General features: G+C 61.1%; 11 protein-coding genes and 1 pseudogene. 3 read left to right on the plus strand and 9 right to left on the minus strand.

Annotation, left to right across the window (positions count from 1 at the left end):
* Positions 1-119: 119 nt before the first annotated feature.
* From V3W40_RS34760 to V3W40_RS19030, 3 genes and pseudogenes are all read left to right on the plus strand, one after another.
* Positions 120-1,091: pseudogene (locus V3W40_RS34760) on the plus strand (methyl-accepting chemotaxis protein); the annotation flags it as partial.
* A 141-nt stretch (positions 1,092-1,232) separates the two neighbouring features.
* The gene (locus V3W40_RS34765) at positions 1,233-1,946 is read left to right on the plus strand and encodes a methyl-accepting chemotaxis protein (RefSeq protein ID WP_370671261.1); all 714 of its coding nucleotides are present in this window, start codon (positions 1,233-1,235) and stop codon (positions 1,944-1,946) included.
* 165 nt (positions 1,947-2,111) lie between these two features.
* On the plus strand, positions 2,112-4,019 hold the full coding sequence (locus V3W40_RS19030; RefSeq protein ID WP_330215497.1) for a methyl-accepting chemotaxis protein: 1,908 nt from the start codon (positions 2,112-2,114) through the stop codon (positions 4,017-4,019).
* A gap of 12 nt (positions 4,020-4,031) precedes the next feature.
* On the opposite strand, the gene V3W40_RS19035 is transcribed toward V3W40_RS19030, so the two are convergent.
* From V3W40_RS19035 to V3W40_RS19075, 9 genes are all read right to left on the minus strand, one after another.
* Positions 4,032-4,766 (minus strand): amino acid ABC transporter ATP-binding protein, encoded by a 735-nt coding sequence (locus V3W40_RS19035; protein WP_027605038.1) that lies wholly within the window; start codon positions 4,764-4,766, stop codon positions 4,032-4,034.
* On the minus strand, positions 4,759-5,718 hold the full coding sequence (locus tag V3W40_RS19040; protein ID WP_065925730.1) for an amino acid ABC transporter permease: 960 nt from the start codon (positions 5,716-5,718) through the stop codon (positions 4,759-4,761). Before V3W40_RS19040 ends, V3W40_RS19035 begins: the two co-directional genes overlap by 8 nt.
* Positions 5,719-5,812: 94 nt before the next feature.
* Complete coding sequence (locus V3W40_RS19045) at positions 5,813-6,610, minus strand: transporter substrate-binding domain-containing protein (protein WP_330215498.1); 798 nt, start codon at positions 6,608-6,610, stop codon at positions 5,813-5,815.
* A gap of 210 nt (positions 6,611-6,820) precedes the next feature.
* Complete coding sequence (locus V3W40_RS19050) at positions 6,821-7,630, minus strand: transporter substrate-binding domain-containing protein (protein ID WP_065946669.1); 810 nt, start codon at positions 7,628-7,630, stop codon at positions 6,821-6,823.
* A 177-nt stretch (positions 7,631-7,807) separates the two neighbouring features.
* Positions 7,808-10,378: a glucans biosynthesis glucosyltransferase MdoH gene (gene mdoH / locus V3W40_RS19055; RefSeq protein WP_065946670.1), complete on the minus strand. Its 2,571-nt coding sequence runs from the start codon at positions 10,376-10,378 to the stop codon at positions 7,808-7,810.
* The gene (locus V3W40_RS19060) at positions 10,371-12,050 is read right to left on the minus strand and encodes a glucan biosynthesis protein G (protein WP_235865643.1); all 1,680 of its coding nucleotides are present in this window, start codon (positions 12,048-12,050) and stop codon (positions 10,371-10,373) included. The genes mdoH and V3W40_RS19060 overlap by 8 nt, the downstream gene beginning before the upstream one ends.
* Before the next feature lie 323 nt (positions 12,051-12,373).
* Complete coding sequence (dtd, locus tag V3W40_RS19065; protein ID WP_065925734.1) at positions 12,374-12,811, minus strand: D-aminoacyl-tRNA deacylase; 438 nt, start codon at positions 12,809-12,811, stop codon at positions 12,374-12,376.
* On the minus strand, positions 12,808-13,779 hold the full coding sequence (gene pip, locus V3W40_RS19070; RefSeq protein WP_027605045.1) for a prolyl aminopeptidase: 972 nt from the start codon (positions 13,777-13,779) through the stop codon (positions 12,808-12,810). Before pip ends, dtd begins: the two co-directional genes overlap by 4 nt.
* Before the next feature lie 103 nt (positions 13,780-13,882).
* On the minus strand, positions 13,883-14,812 hold the full coding sequence (locus V3W40_RS19075; RefSeq protein WP_330215499.1) for an alpha/beta hydrolase: 930 nt from the start codon (positions 14,810-14,812) through the stop codon (positions 13,883-13,885).
* Positions 14,813-15,075: the final 263 nt, after the last annotated feature.

Here is a 15,075-nt window from a genome sequence, read left to right on the forward strand (position 1 = left end):
CAAAGCTTGGTTCCAGGGGAGTTCGCAGCATGTATCGTTGGTTAGCCGAAAAACTGGGGAATGTCAGCGTCAAAACCAAGCTGGCGGTGGGCTTTGGCCTGGTATTGCTGTTGACACTGATGATCACCTTCACCGGCTGGAGCGGCCTGGGCGACGTGATCAGCCGTGGTGACAAGCTGGGTTACATCTCCAGCCTCAACGGCTTGACCAAAGACCTGCGCCTGGCACGCCTCGACTACGAGATGCGCCGTGGCGAACAAGGCCCGACCGCCGTCAGCGAGCTGCTGAACAAGCTGGACACTGGCCTGAAGACCGCACGCAGCCTGATCGAACAACCCACGGATGCCGCCCTGGTCGATGAGCAATTGGCCGCCGTGGACCAGTACAAGCGCGCGTTCAACGATATGGTGCAGGCAGGCACCAACCGCGAAAATGCCCGCAGCAAGCTGGGCGATACCGCCGATAATGCGGTACTCAAGGTCAGCGAAGTGGAGAAATCCCTGCTGCAAGGCGACAGTGTCACGCTGTTCAACAGCGTGGTGGACCTGAGCAAACTGATCCAGCAAGCGCGCTTCCAAGTACGGGGCTACACCTACAGCGGCAAGGTCGAGGCCGAGCAGCCCGCGCTGGATGCCATCGACAACGCGCTGAAAAAAATCACCAGCCTCACCAGCCAAATACCTGATCAGTATTCAGCCAACCTGCAACAGGCCAGCGTCTCACTGCAAGCCTACCGCGCCGCCGTCAGCCAATACCGCGACTCTCAAGTGGCCAGCGCAGCGGCACTCAAGACCATGTCTGCCCAGGGCGATATCCTGCTGGGCCACAGTGACAAACTGACGGTTTCCCAGACCGCGGTACGCGATGCGGATGCCGCGCAAGCCAAATACTTGCTGCTAATGGCCACCGTGCTGGCGCTGATCTTCGGCCTGGTTGCCGCCTGGGCCATCACCCGCCAGATCATCCTCCCCCTGAACCAGACCCTGCAGGTCGCCGAGCGTGTCGCGTCGGGCGACCTAAGCCACAACCTCACCTCCTTGCGCCAGGATGAGCTGGGCCAATTGCAACGCGCCATGCAAAGCATGACCATGGGCCTGCGCGAGTTGATCGGCGGCATCAGTGAAGGGGTCACCCAGATCGCCAGCGCTGCCGAGCAACTGTCGGCCGTGACCGAACAGACCAGCGCCGGGGTCAACAGCCAGAAAGTCGAGACCGACCAGGTGGCCACCGCCATGAATGAAATGGCCGCTACCGTGCAGGAAGTGGCGCGCAATGCCGAGGAAGCCTCGGAAGCCGCGCTGGCCGCCGACCAGCAGGCCCGTGAAGGCGACAAAGTGGTCGGCGAAGCGATCGCCCAGATCGAACGCCTGGCCACTGAAGTCGGCAACTCCACGGTCGCCATGGCCGATCTGAAGCGCGAAAGCGACAAGATCGGCAGCGTGCTCGATGTGATCAAGTCCGTGGCCCAGCAAACCAACCTGCTGGCCCTCAACGCAGCCATTGAAGCGGCACGGGCCGGTGAGGCCGGACGCGGTTTCGCGGTGGTGGCCGATGAAGTACGCAGCCTGGCCCAGCGCACCCAGAAGTCCACCGAAGAGATCGAAGAGCTGATCGTCGGCCTGCAAAGCGGCACCCAGCAGGTGGCGAACATCATGGACAACAGCCGTGGCCTCACCGACAGCAGTGTCGAGTTGACGCGCCGCGCCGGCAGCGCCTTGGAGAACATCACACGCACGGTCTCGACCATCCAGGCGATGAACTCCCAGATCGCCACCGCCGCCGAGCAGCAAAGCGCCGTGGCGGAAGAGATCAATCGCAGTGTGTTGAACGTGCGTGATATCTCCGAGCAGACGGCTTCGGCCAGTGAAGAGACTGCCGCATCGAGTACCGAACTGGCGCGCCTGGGCACCCATCTCCAGGCGCTGGTCGGCCGCTTCCGGGTCTGACCCCTTCCCCGCGTGGCGACCCGCCCTGGGTCGCCGCCTGCAATCTGTGAAATTTCCTACGCGTTTATCAGCCCCACCTCTGCGCCGAGAGAACTAGCGTTCAATTCAGCTCAATGTGCCTGCGCATGTTGAGAACGCCCACTGTTCACTTGTCGGAGGTTGATCATGCTTCGTCGAATGACTTACCTGTTGGGTGACGCCAGTGTCACTCTCAAACTGGCCCTGGGCTTCTCCCTGGTCCTGGCATTGAGCCTTGTGATTGCCGTGACTGGCTGGCAGGCGCTGGCCGCGTCCCTTTACCGCTCGCAAACCCTGACCGTGCTCGCGCAACTGGCCGTGACGGGTGAAGAACTGCGGGCCGACAGAATCGTCTACCGAACCCTGGACGATACCAACAGCCTCAACAAATTGAGCCTGAGCATAGAAAAAATCGACGGATTCCTGAGCGAGCTTTCCAACCGGCTCAAAGTCCCCAAATCCATTCAATACCTGCAGGAGATGACCCGCCTCTCCGCAACGTTCAAAACCACGCTCAAGGAGGTGCCCGCCCTGGTCGAGAAACGTGAGAGTGCCCGTGAACAACTGAAGCAGAGCTCCGTACGCACCGGTGACGTGCTGGCACAACTGGCCAGCGACTTACCCGACCAGGAGGATGAAAAAGCCCTCGATGCCATCGAAAACCTGCGCCAGGCCATAGAGCAGGCGGAGGATCGCGCCCAAACCCCTGCCTGGGCCGCCAGCTCGCTGGATGCCTACGCCCAGGCCGTCAGCGACGCCGAGCGTAACCTCGAACTCGCCCAGGCTGGCGTAGCAAAATTGCCGGTCGACAGCGGCGCCCTGAAAAATACCGTGCTCAGTATCCGCACCCACCTCACACGCCTCAAGGACACGCAACTCACAACCGAAGGCGCGCAAAATCAATTGGAACAGCAGCTGGACCAACTGCTCGCCCAGAGCGATCTCTTGGGCCAGGACCAGACTCAACGGCGCGAACGCGAAGCCGAACAAGCCCGCACCCAAACCCTTGGTACGACCGCTGCAGCCTTGCTCCTCGGAGCCCTGGCGGCCTGGCTGATTGCCGGGCAAATCGTGAAACCGCTGCGCAAAGCGCTGTCCGCCGCCAATCGCATTGCGCAAGGCGACCTGAGCCATGACGTGCAATCCCGACGGCGTGACGAGTTGGGTCAACTGCAACGCAGCATGAGCCAAATGACGCTGAACCTGCGGGGGCTGATTGGCAACATCAGCGACAACGCGCGGCAAATTGCCAGCGCCCCCGAGGAGCTCTCCACCGTGACCGAACAAACTCGCGCAGGGGTGAATAATCAGCGCGATGAAACCGAGCAGGTCGCCGCCGCCATGAACCAGATGCTCGCCACCGCCCAGGAGGTTGCGCGCCACGCCGAGCAGGCGTCCCTCGCCGCCGGACAGGCCAATCAACAGACTGAGCTGGGCGATCAGGTGGTGACGGATGTCGTGGCGCAAATCGAGCACCTTGCCCATGAAATGGCGCGCGCAGGCCAGGCCATGATTGGGCTGCAACGGGAAAGCCAGAAAATCAGCAGCGTGCTGGATGTGATCAAGTCCGTGTCACAGCAGACCAACCTGCTGGCGCTCAACGCTGCGATAGAAGCCGCACGGGCCGGCGAGGCCGGTCAAGGCTTCGCGGTGGTCGCCGATGAGGTGCGCGGTCTCGCCCAACGGACCCAGCAGTCCGCCGAGGAAATCGAAGAGCTGATTGGCGGCCTGCACAGCGGAACCCAACAAGTGGCCGACATCATGGATTACAGCCGCACCCTGACCGACAACAGCGTCGGCCTGGCCCGCAACGCCGGGGACTCCCTGACGGAGATAGCCCGCACGGTGTCGGTCATCCAGGAAATGAACCCGCAGATCGCCGCTGCCGCCGAGGAGCAAAGTGCGGTGGCCGAAGAGATCAATCGCAGCGTATTGAAAGTACGCGACGCCTCGGAGCAAACCGCCGCCGCCAGTGAACAGACGGCAGCGGCCAGTATCGAACTGGCGCGGTTGGGAACGGATTTGCAGCAATGCGTGGGGCGGTTCAAGGTATGAACGCCCCGCGCCCTATAGCACCTGGCGCAGGAACGCCTGGGCACGCGGGTCTTTGGGTGCCGCGAAGAACTCGGCCGGGGCCGCATCCTCCAGCAACTTGCCATGATCGAAGAACAGCACCCGGTCCGCTACTTCACGGGCAAAGCCCATTTCGTGAGTGACGCAGACCATGGTCATGCCTTCCAGGGCCAGGGTCTTCATCACGTCCAGCACCTCGCCGACCATTTCCGGGTCGAGGGCCGAGGTGGGCTCGTCGAACAGCATCACCTTGGGCTCCATCGCCAACGCCCGGGCAATCGCCACGCGCTGTTGCTGGCCACCGGAAAGCCGCGACGGGAACTCGTTGGCTTTCTGCGCAATGCCGACCTTTTCCAGCAGCGCCAGGGCCTTGGCTTCGCGCTCTTTCTTACCGCGCTTGCGCACGACTTTTTGCGCCAGGCACAGGTTTTCCAGCACGGTCATGTGGGGGAACAGGTTGAAGTGCTGGAACACCATACCGACTTCACGGCGATAGGCATTCACATCGGTTTTCGGGTCGGCCAGTTGCAGGCCATCGATGCTCACCGAGCCGGAATCGAACTCTTCCAGGCCATTGAGGCAACGCAGGAACGTGGACTTGCCGGAGCCGGACGGGCCGATCACCACCAACACTTCGCCCTTGGCCACCTGGGTGGTCACATGGTCCACCGCGCGCACCACATGCCCGCGGGTATCGAAGACTTTTACCAGATCGCGGACTTCAATCACTTTGGGCGAGCCTCCGCTCAAGCCGGCTGGCCATTTTCGACAGCGGCAGGTTGATCAGCAGGTACAACCCTGCGACGCAGAACAGGATTTCAAACGGCGAGAACGAGGTGGTGATCACTTCGCGACCGCTTTTGAGCAGCTCGGTAATCGCGATCACCGAGACCAGCGAGGTGTCTTTCACCAGGCTGATAAATTGCCCGGCCAGCGGCGGCAACACGCGCTTGAAGGCCTGCGGCAGCACCACATGACGCATCGACTGGCTGGCGCTCAGGCCCAGGGAGCGAGCCGCCTCGTTCTGGCCACGGGTGATGGACTGCACCCCCGCGCGGACGATTTCCGCCACATAGGCGCCGGTGAACAACGACAGGGCGGCGATCCCGGCGAATTCCCGGGACAGGTTGAGCACCGTGCCGATAAAAAAGTAGAAAATGAAGATCTGCACCAACAGTGGCGTACCACGCACCAGCTCGACGTAGATCGTCGACAGATCGCGCAGGGTCGGGTTATTGGACAGTCGGCACAACCCGGTTGCAAGACCGATCGCCAGGCCGAGAATCCCGGATACCACCGACAGCCACAACGTGGTCCACAGCCCCCACATCAAGGGGCCCAACGCCCAATGGCGGTTAACCCCGATGACATCGCCTTCGGCCACATCATCGCCGCGCGCCACTTGCAGGCTGTTGTCGGCCACGCTCACGCGTTGTTCGACGCCGGCATCGTTGCGCAGGGTGACTTCGGCCACATCGCCCTTGCGGACCAGCTCCACGACAGTGGAGATGTCCGCAGCGCGCTGGGACTCTTCGGCCTGGTAGGCGAAGTATTGCGGGACCCGGTTCCAGCGCCATTCGTAGGACATCAGCGAGGTAGCGTAGTACAAGGCGCCAGCCAGGCCGACCAGCACGACGACGGTCAGCAGGTGCCAGGGCCATTGGGCTTTTTTCTGTTTCATCTACTCAGCATCCAAAAAATTCGAGGCCCGCACACTTGAGGTGGCAAGCCCGCTCCCCACATCAAGCCCTCTCGCAACAGAAAACAGTCCCGCTTTATTCCATGTCCTTGAGCCACTCGGAGCTCTTGAACCACTTGTCATGGATGCGATCGTAGGTGCCGTCGTTCTTGATCTGGTGCAGGAAATTGTTGATGAAGTTGATGCTGTCGTAGTCACCCTTCTTCAGGCCGAACGCCAGGGGTTCAAAGGTGAAGGGTTCTTCGAGGAACACCAGCTTGCCGTTACCGACTTTTTTCTCGGCGACCACGTTGTATGGCGCGTCATACACAAAGGCATCGGCCTTGCCGTTGACCACGTCCAGCACACCTTCCTGCTCGTTGTCATAGCCGTGGTACTTGGCCTTGGAGATCAGCTTCTTGGCGACCATCTCACCGGTGGTGCCGAGCTTAGAGGTCAGGCGGTACTTCTCGTCGTTCAGGTCTTTGTAGGACTTGATGGTGTCTTCCAGCTCCTTGCGGATCAGCAGGGTCTGGCCAACCACAATGAAGGGTTCGCTGAAGTTCAGGCGCAGGTTGCGTTCCTGAGTCAGGGTCATGCCGCTGCCGATCATGTCGAACTTGCCGGTGAGGAACGCCGGGATGATGCCGTCATAGCCGGTGGACACCAGCTCCAGCTTGACACCCATGGACTTGGCCATGGCCTTGAGGATATCGACCTCGAACCCAATGATTTCGCCGCGTTTGTCGGTCATTTCGAACGGCATGTAGGTCGGGTCCATGCCGACTTTCAGCGTGCCGCGCTTGACCGCATCATCGATGGCACCGGCCTGGGCGGCATTGGCCGCAACCAGCGCGGCGACGCCGAGCAGCAGCATCGAAAGATACTTTTTCATCATCAAGTCCCCTGAACGATTCTTATACGGTCGGCGCGCAAAAGGGCTGCACCAATTCGGGGTGCGATCCTAACCCACTCATTGCCTGTCACAAAGGTTTCACGGGTATTTGTTATCTGCGTATGTCGGAAAAGTCCCACAACAACGCAGCCAGCTGCTGGGATAGACGCTTGCGTTGGTAGCGCTGGCAACGGATTGATGTGTAAGAAGTTATGACTTCCAGTCGACCTCTACCAGCCAGTCCATGTCCTTGAACCACTTGTCGTGCAAGCGATCGTAGGTCCCGTCCTGGGCGACTTGATTGAGGAAATGGTTGATCCAGTTGAGGCTGTCAAAATCGCCTTTCTTCACGCCAAACGCCAAGGGTTCAAAGGTGAACGGCTGTTCAAGCGCCAGCAGCTCGCGGTTTTCCGGCAAGCTCAGGGCGATCAGGTTGTAGGGCGCATCGTAAATAAAGGCATCGGCGGCACCGTTCACCACTTGGCGCACAGCTTCCCGGGGCGTTGCAAAACTGCTCAAGCGCGCCGCCCCCAGGAAGCGTTGCGCCGCCGCCTCGCCAGTGGTGCCCTGGACGGTGGTGACACGGTAAGTGGCGTCGTCCAGGTCTTCGACACTGGCGACCTTGTCCTTCAGGCTGGGGTGCAGCAACACGGTTTGCCCCACCACGATAAAGGAGTCGCTGAAATTCAGCTTCAGGTTGCGCTTCTGGGTGACGGTCATGCCGCTACCGATCAGGTCGAACTTTTTCGCCTGTAGCCCAGGCAGCAACTCGGTATAGGGCACGCTGACCAATTCAAGCTCAACGCCCAGGGCCTGGCTCATCACCTTGAGCAGGTCGATTTCAAAGCCAACGATACGGCCCTCTTTATCGGTCATTTCAAAGGGGACATAGGTGGGCGTAGTACCCACTTTCAACACACCACGCCGAACCGCATCGTCGATGGCACCGGCCTGCACCAGACCAGCGTGAATCAATGCAATAACGCCGATCAGCAATGCCGAACAATACCTTTTGATCATGAATCCCCCTGTGACCGAGTCAAATTTGGGGGGCGATCCTACCCCACTCGCGGGCACGCAAATACGCCTCAGACAAGGGACTTTTGTTTCGAAATAACAAGGAGTTAGAGCGATAGAGAAACGCTGTAGGACCAGCGCTTCGAACGCCCCCGAAGTGAACCCTCGGGGGCGCCTGAATCAGGCCGGTTGGGCCTGGGACGACAGCGGTTGCAGCGGCAGTAACGGCGCGTGCGGGTCGGCCTTGATCGAATTACGCCAGGCAGCGAGCCACTCGGCATGCCCTTCGCTCCAGATCTGCTCATGCAAGCGGGCCAGGGCTACCGGGTCGCTGAGCAACGCCAGGCGTTCGCCGTTGTTGAGGCCGGCAGGGCCGACTTTCAACGCGTGGCGCACACGCTCGGCACGCAGGTACTCGATCGGCTCGGCCTGACCGTGACGCGAGGTCGCCAGGGCACAGGCCAGGGCGTTCTGCTGCGGGTCGACCACCGAACGCACAAAGCCGTCTTTCAGCGCGTGCCAACGGTTTTCGTGGGTGTACTTGTCGGTGGACAGCAACGCTTGCGGCGGATTGTATTCCTCAGGGATCAGGAACAGGCTCTCATCGCGGGACTTCAGGCCAAGGTTGACCCGGCTGGAGATCACCGACACCGGGATCGACAGCATCAACGAACCGACGATCGGTACCAGCCACCACAGGAAGCTCGGGTTCAACCACACCACCAGCAGGGCCCAGAAGAAGCCCAGCAGGGTCTGCGTGCCGTGACGCTTGATCGCTTCGCCCCACGGGGTGGAGTCGTCGTCACGCTGCGGCGAGTTCCAGGTCGCGGCCCAGCCGAGGAACGCGGCGAGCACGAAACGGGTGTGGAAAATCATCCGCACCGGCGCCAGCAGCATGGAGAACAGCATCTCCAGCAGCATGGACATCGTCACCTTGAACTTGCCACCGAACTCCTTCGCACCTTTGGCCCAGATCAGGATGATGCTCAGCAACTTCGGCAGGAACAGCAGCACGATGGTGGTGGAGAACAGCGCCACCGCCTTGTCCGGATGCCATTGCGGCCACAGTGGGTACAACTGGCGTGGCGCCATGAAGTACTGCGGCTCCATCAGGGTGTTGACCGCCAGCAAGGCCGTCGACAGCACCAGGAACAGGAACCACAACGGCGCCGACAGGTAGGACATCACGCCGGTCAGGAACACCGCGCGGTGCACCGGGTGCATGCCCTTGACCAGGAACAGGCGGAAGTTCATCAGGTTGCCGTGGCACCAGCGACGGTCACGCTTGAGTTCATCCAGCAGGTTCGGCGGCAGTTCTTCGTAGCTGCCCGGCAGGTCGTAGGCAATCCACACGCCCCAGCCGGCACGGCGCATCAGCGCCGCTTCAACGAAGTCGTGGGACAGGATGGAACCTGCGAACGCACCTTTACCCGGCAATGGCGCCAGGGCGCAGTGCTCGATAAACGGTTTCATGCGGATGATCGCGTTGTGACCCCAGTAGTGGGATTCACCCAACTGCCAGAAGTGCAGGCCGGCGGTGAACAGCGGGCCGTACACCCGGGTGGCGAATTGCTGCATGCGCGCATACAGGGTGTCCATGCCCGACGCACGCGGCGCGGTCTGGATAATCCCGGCATCCGGCGTGGCTTCCATCAGGCGCACCAGGCTGGTCAGGCATTCGCCGCTCATCACGCTGTCGGCGTCGAGAACCACCATGTACTTGTAGTCGCCGCCCCAACGACGGCAGAAGTCGTCGAGGTTGCCGCTTTTACGCTTCACGCGACGGCGACGGCGGCGATAGAAGATCTTGCCGAAGCCACCCGCCTCACGGCAGACGTCGAGCCAGGCTTGCTGCTCGGCGATGCAGATGTCGGCCTCGTTACTGTCGCTGAGCACGAAGAAGTCGAAACGATCGAGGTCACCGGTGGCGGCCACCGATTCGAACGTCGCGCGCAAACCGGCGAATACCCGCGGCACGTCTTCGTTGCAGATCGGCATGACCAGCGCGGTGCGCGCCTCTTTCGGGATCGGCTCGTCGCCGGCACTTTTACCGGAAATCCGGTATTTATCGTGGCCGGTGAGCAGTTCGAGGAAGCCCATCAATGCAGTCCAGAAACCGGCCGAGACCCAGCAGAACAAGATCCCGAACATGATCAGGATGCTGGTCTGCAGGGCGTAAGGCAGCACCTGGGTGGCGGTTTGCAGCAGGGTCTGGTTGCGGATCTCGTCGAAGTCGACCAGCGACCAGCCCTGGTACGGCATGATGCCTTTCATGTACCAGCCGGCCACGATGGTCTGGCCGAGCATCAGCACCAGCAGGATATAACGACGAATCGAACCCACGGTACGCCAGCGGGCCGCCGGCAATACGCGCTCATCCTTCGGCGGGGTCGGCGGGTTGCTGCGGCCGGTGATCCGTCGCCAGCCGCGCACCAGGATATTGGTGCGCCACGGTTCAGGCACCACGCGGGTACGGCGGATGGGCGGCGTGGCCTTGAGGCACACGCGCCCACTGGCGTCGAGCCCGAGCATTTCGGCGTCTTGCAGCTCTTCGGCCGTGCTGAGGGTCAAGCGGCGACCCACCGACGCCTGGGCGGCGTCGACGGGTGCATCGAACGCCTTGGACGACAAGCGCTCGTGCAACTCGGTGAAGGATGTGCAGCCCGCCAACTCGGCGCGCTGCTCAGCGGTCATCGGAAGATGCGCCAGGTACTCGGAGAGAGTCTCTGGCTGGACTTGAGAATTACTCATCGGCAGGCAACTGATAGCTCCAGGTTTCGGTCAGGACTTGCTCGGTCTTGATCGGCTCCGGTGTGGCTGGGGCAGCTTCTGGCTGCTTGGCTTCCTTGTCTTTCGCGTCTTTCTTGGCCTGTTTATCATGCTGCTTGGCCAGGACCTTGTCGGCCTTCAGCACCTGGGTGGAAACATGCTCAGGCTCAGGCGGCGTGATGTCCTGGACCAGGGCTGCACGCATCTCGGTCGGCTTGCCTGCGTCCTTGATCTTCATACGCAGGGTCAGGCGCCAGCCTTTGGTGTGTTCGTTGTAGCGCACGCTGTTTTCTACCAGCTCCGCGTTGTCACTCACGCTCACCTGGCTGCGCACCGGGGCGTCCGGCAGCAGTTTCTTCAAGGACGGGCCCTCGAAGTCCACCAGGTAAGCCACGCTGCCATCCGGCTGACGGATCAGGTTGGATTGCTTCACGTCACCGGTGGAGCGCAGGGTCTGCTTGACCCAGGCGCTGTCCGGCGAATGGAACGCGGCATCATCGAGGGTCCAGTGCAGGCGGTAGGCCACTTCCAGCGGCTTGCCGACTTCCGGCAACTCGGCCGGGCTCCAGAACGCAACGATGTTGTCGTTGGTTTCATCGGCAGTCGGGATCTCGACCAGGTCGACGGAGCCCTTGCCCCAGTCGCCTTCAGGCTCGATCCACGCGCTTGGACGCTTGTCGTAGTTGTCGTCGAGGTCTTCGTAGTGGCTGAAGTTGCGACCGCGTTGCAGCAGGCCGAACCCACGCGGGTTCTCCACGGTGAAGTTGCTGACCGACAGGTGTTTAGGGTTGTTCAGGGGGCGCCAGATCCACTCGCCGTTGCCGGCATGGATCGACAGGCCGCTGGAGTCATGCAACTCGCGACGGTAGTTGAGCACCTTGGACGGCTGGTTGGCGCCGAACAGGAACATGGAGGTCAACGGGGCAACGCCCAGCTTGCTGACCTTGTCACGCAGGAACATCTGGGATTTCACATCGACAACCGTGTCGGTGCCCGGACGCAGGATCAGGCGATAGGCGCCGGTCGCACGTGGGGAATCCAGCAGGGCAAAGATCACCAGGTGCTTGTCACCCGGTTTTGGACGTTCGATCCAGAACTCGGTGAAACGCGGGAATTCTTCACCCGACGGCAGCGCGGTATCGATCGCCATGCCACGGGCGGACAGGCCATAGACCTGGTCCTTGCCGACGACGCGGAAATAGCTGGCGCCGAGCATGGTCATGATTTCGTCTTGCTTGTCGCCCTTGTTGATCGGGTACAGCACACGGAAACCGGCGTAACCCAGCTGTTCGGTGGCTTTAGGATCAAACTTCACGTCGCCGAAATCGAAGCGAGTCGGGTCGTATTTGATTTCCTGGACGCTGTCGGCGGTCACTTCGTTGATTTTCACCGGTGTATCGAAATGCATACCCTGGTGATAGAAGGACAACTTGAACGGGGTGTTCTGATCGGCCCATTCGGCTTTTTCATTGCGGAAACGAATCTTCTGGTAGTCCGCGAACTTCATTTCGCGGAACTCGTTCGGCAGATTGCTGCGCGGAGCTTCGTATTTCTGCCCGGCCAGCTCTTTTGCCTTGGCCGACACATCATCCAGACTGAATGCCCACAGTTGACCCGCGCCGAACAGGCAAAACAGGGCGGAGCCCGTCACCAGTGCGTTTCGTAACCGTTTGGCAGACAATTTTGGTGCATTACAGGGACTAACAATCACGAGCAACCCTCGCCGAAAACAGATCAAAAAACCAACGGCCAGCTATCTATATGCCAGGTTGGCGAGCATTGTTCCGACTCCCCAGGGTCCAAATGATTCCCCTGAGGCCGTCGGACAAGTCTCTACCTAAGTCAAAAATGGACCAAACAACGCTGATCCCCGTAGCGCGCGATTATCTAGTAGCCCGCGAGACAACGCATCAGGGACAACGAAGTATTTGTAGCGAAACCCTACGTTTTTAGGCATTAAAGTCGTTTTTAATACATTCATGTCTGTAAGAGAAAGGTCACAGGGCCATCATTGACCAGATGCACCTGCATATCTGCGCCAAAACGCCCCGAGGCCACCTTGCCATGCAATTGTTGCGCTTGTAACAGCAAGTGATCAAAAAGCGCCGCTCCCAGGGCCGGCGGTGCAGCGGTTGAGAAGCTTGGCCGCAGGCCGCTCTTGGTATCCGCCGCCAGGGTGAACTGCGACACCAGCAGCAATCCGCCATCGATATCCTTCAACGACAGGTTCATCTTGCCCTCGTCGTCGCTGAACACCCGGTAGTTAAGCAGCTTGTGCAGCAGTTTGTCGGCGCTCTCGGGCGTATCTGCAGGTTCGACGGCCACCAGCACCAGCAAACCTTGGTCAATCGCTCCGACGATTTCGTCCGCCACTTCGACCCGGGCGCTACGCACCCGTTGCAGCAAGGCCTTCATGCTTCTTCTGGCGGCAGATCAAGCAGGCGCCGTGCCATTTCGCCGGTCGCGCGCACCAGTGCATCGGTAATCCCGGGCTCGGACGCCGCATGACCCGCTTCACGAATGACCTGCAGTTCGCTGTTCGGCCAGGCCTGATGCAGCTCCCAGGCGTTATCCAGCGGGCAGATCATATCGTAGCGGCCATGGATGATGACGCCAGGCAGATGGGCGATCTTGTGCATATCGCGAATCAGCTGGTTGGGCTCCAGGAAGGAGTTGTTGGTGAAGTAGTGGCACTCGATACGGGCGATGGACAGCGCGCGCTGAGGCTCGGAAAAACGCTCCACGTGCTGCGGGCTCGGGCACAGGCCGAGCATGCGCCCTTCCCAGCCGGACCAGGCCTTGGCGGCGTGCATCTGGGCGATCTGGTCGTTGCCGGTCAGGCGCTTGTGGTAGGCCGCGATCATGTCGTGACGCTCATCGGCGGGAATCGGCGCGATGTAGTCCTGCCAGTAGTCCGGGAACAGGCGGCTGGCACCAGCCTGGTAGAACCATTCGATGTCCTGGGGGCGGGCGAGGAAAATACCGCGCACGATCAGGCCATGCACACGTTCGGGGTGGGTTTGCGCGTAGGCCAGGGCCAGGGTCGAGCCCCAGGAGCCGCCGAACAGCACCCATTTGTCGATGCCAAGATGTTCGCGGATGCGCTCGAGGTCGGCGACCAGGTCCCAGGTGGTGTTGTTTTCCAGGCTCGCGCGCGGGGTGGAACGGCCGCAGCCACGCTGGTCGAAGGTGACGATGCGGTACAGGTTGGGATCGAAATAGCAGCGGCTCTGGGCATCGCAACCGGCGCCAGGGCCACCGTGGATGAATACGACAGGCAAGCCTTCGGGGGAGCCACTTTCATCGACGTACAGCGTGTGGGTGTCATCGACGGCCAGATCGTGCCGGGCGTAGGGTTTGATCTGCGGGTACCAAGTCTGCATTGCGCGCTCCGTAGGGGGTCGGGTTCATCCCTGGGGGGACGTCTTTTATTTTGCCGTCTGGCACTATAAACCCGAATTGTGCAATGAGCATGTCCTTGAGCGCTTAGAGCTGCGTCAGTAGTTCGCTCCTCAGGTAATCCAACAGGTAGCCGTACAGCCGATCCACCTCCGGGGCCTGGCCCTTTGCGCGTAGACAGCCGTGGACCAGGCCTTTGCCCGGATACAACCGCGCAGGCACACCGGCCTGTTGCAGGCGCTCGGCGTACAGCATGCCGTCGTCGCGCAGCGGGTCGAATTGGGCTACTGCTATCAAGGCCTTGGGCAAACCACTGAAATCCTCGGCCAGCAGCGGCATAGCATAGGGCGATGGTTTAGCCAAACCACGCAGGTAGAGCGCCAGGTAGTAGTCGGTGTCGGCAGTGCTGAGCAGCGGCGCGTCCATGCAGTCACGGCGCGAGGGCAAATCAGCCGTGCCGCCCAGTCCGGGGTAAATAAGGACCTGGGCCCGCGGCATAGGCTGGCCATCATCGCGCAACCCCAGGCACAACGCCGCCGCCAGGTTGCCGCCCGCACTGTCACCGACCACTGCCAGGCGTTGCCGATCGATGGCGTGTGGCGCCTGCCCTTTCTGGATCGCCTGCCACACTGCGCGGCAATCGTCGTAGGCGGCCGGGAATGGGTGCTCGGGCGCCAGGCGGTAGTCGATGGCGATCACCAGCACCCGGAGGGCATTGGCCAGCTCGAAGCAGATGAAGTCGTGGGAATCCAGGCCGCCGACCACCCAGCCACCGCCGTGTATATAGAGGAGACATGGCCAGCCGTCGGCGGGTGGCGGTGTGGGGGGCAGATAACTGCGCACGTTCACGCCGGCCAGGGTGAAGTCCGTGAGCTGCAAGCCTTCCGGTTTCGGCGGGGTGAATGCCTGGCACATGCGTTCGTAACTTTGGCGCAGGCTCGCCAGGGAAGAGTCGGCGCTGGTGAAAGACTCGGTTTTTTCAACGAACGCGACAAGTTGCGGGGATATCGGGTACATACGCAATGATCTCTGGCGCGGCAGGTTCAAGGTCGGAGGTTTCCGATTGCGATGGATCAGTCACTTGATAGGTGGCCCGGCATGGCGCTATCGGGGCAGTCGTATCTACACATCTTCGGTGAAAGCATAATCTGAGGTAATGAAGTTCTTGTGGTGAGCGGGCTCGCCCCGCGCTGGGCTGCGAAGCAGCCCTAAAACCCCACGCGCTGAGTACTAACAGAAAAATCCCGGCGCTTTTATTGGGGCTGCTTCGCAGCCCAGCG

Source organism: Pseudomonas sp. AM8 (assembly GCF_036346475.1).
Taxonomy (GTDB): domain Bacteria; phylum Pseudomonadota; class Gammaproteobacteria; order Pseudomonadales; family Pseudomonadaceae; genus Aquipseudomonas; species Aquipseudomonas marginalis.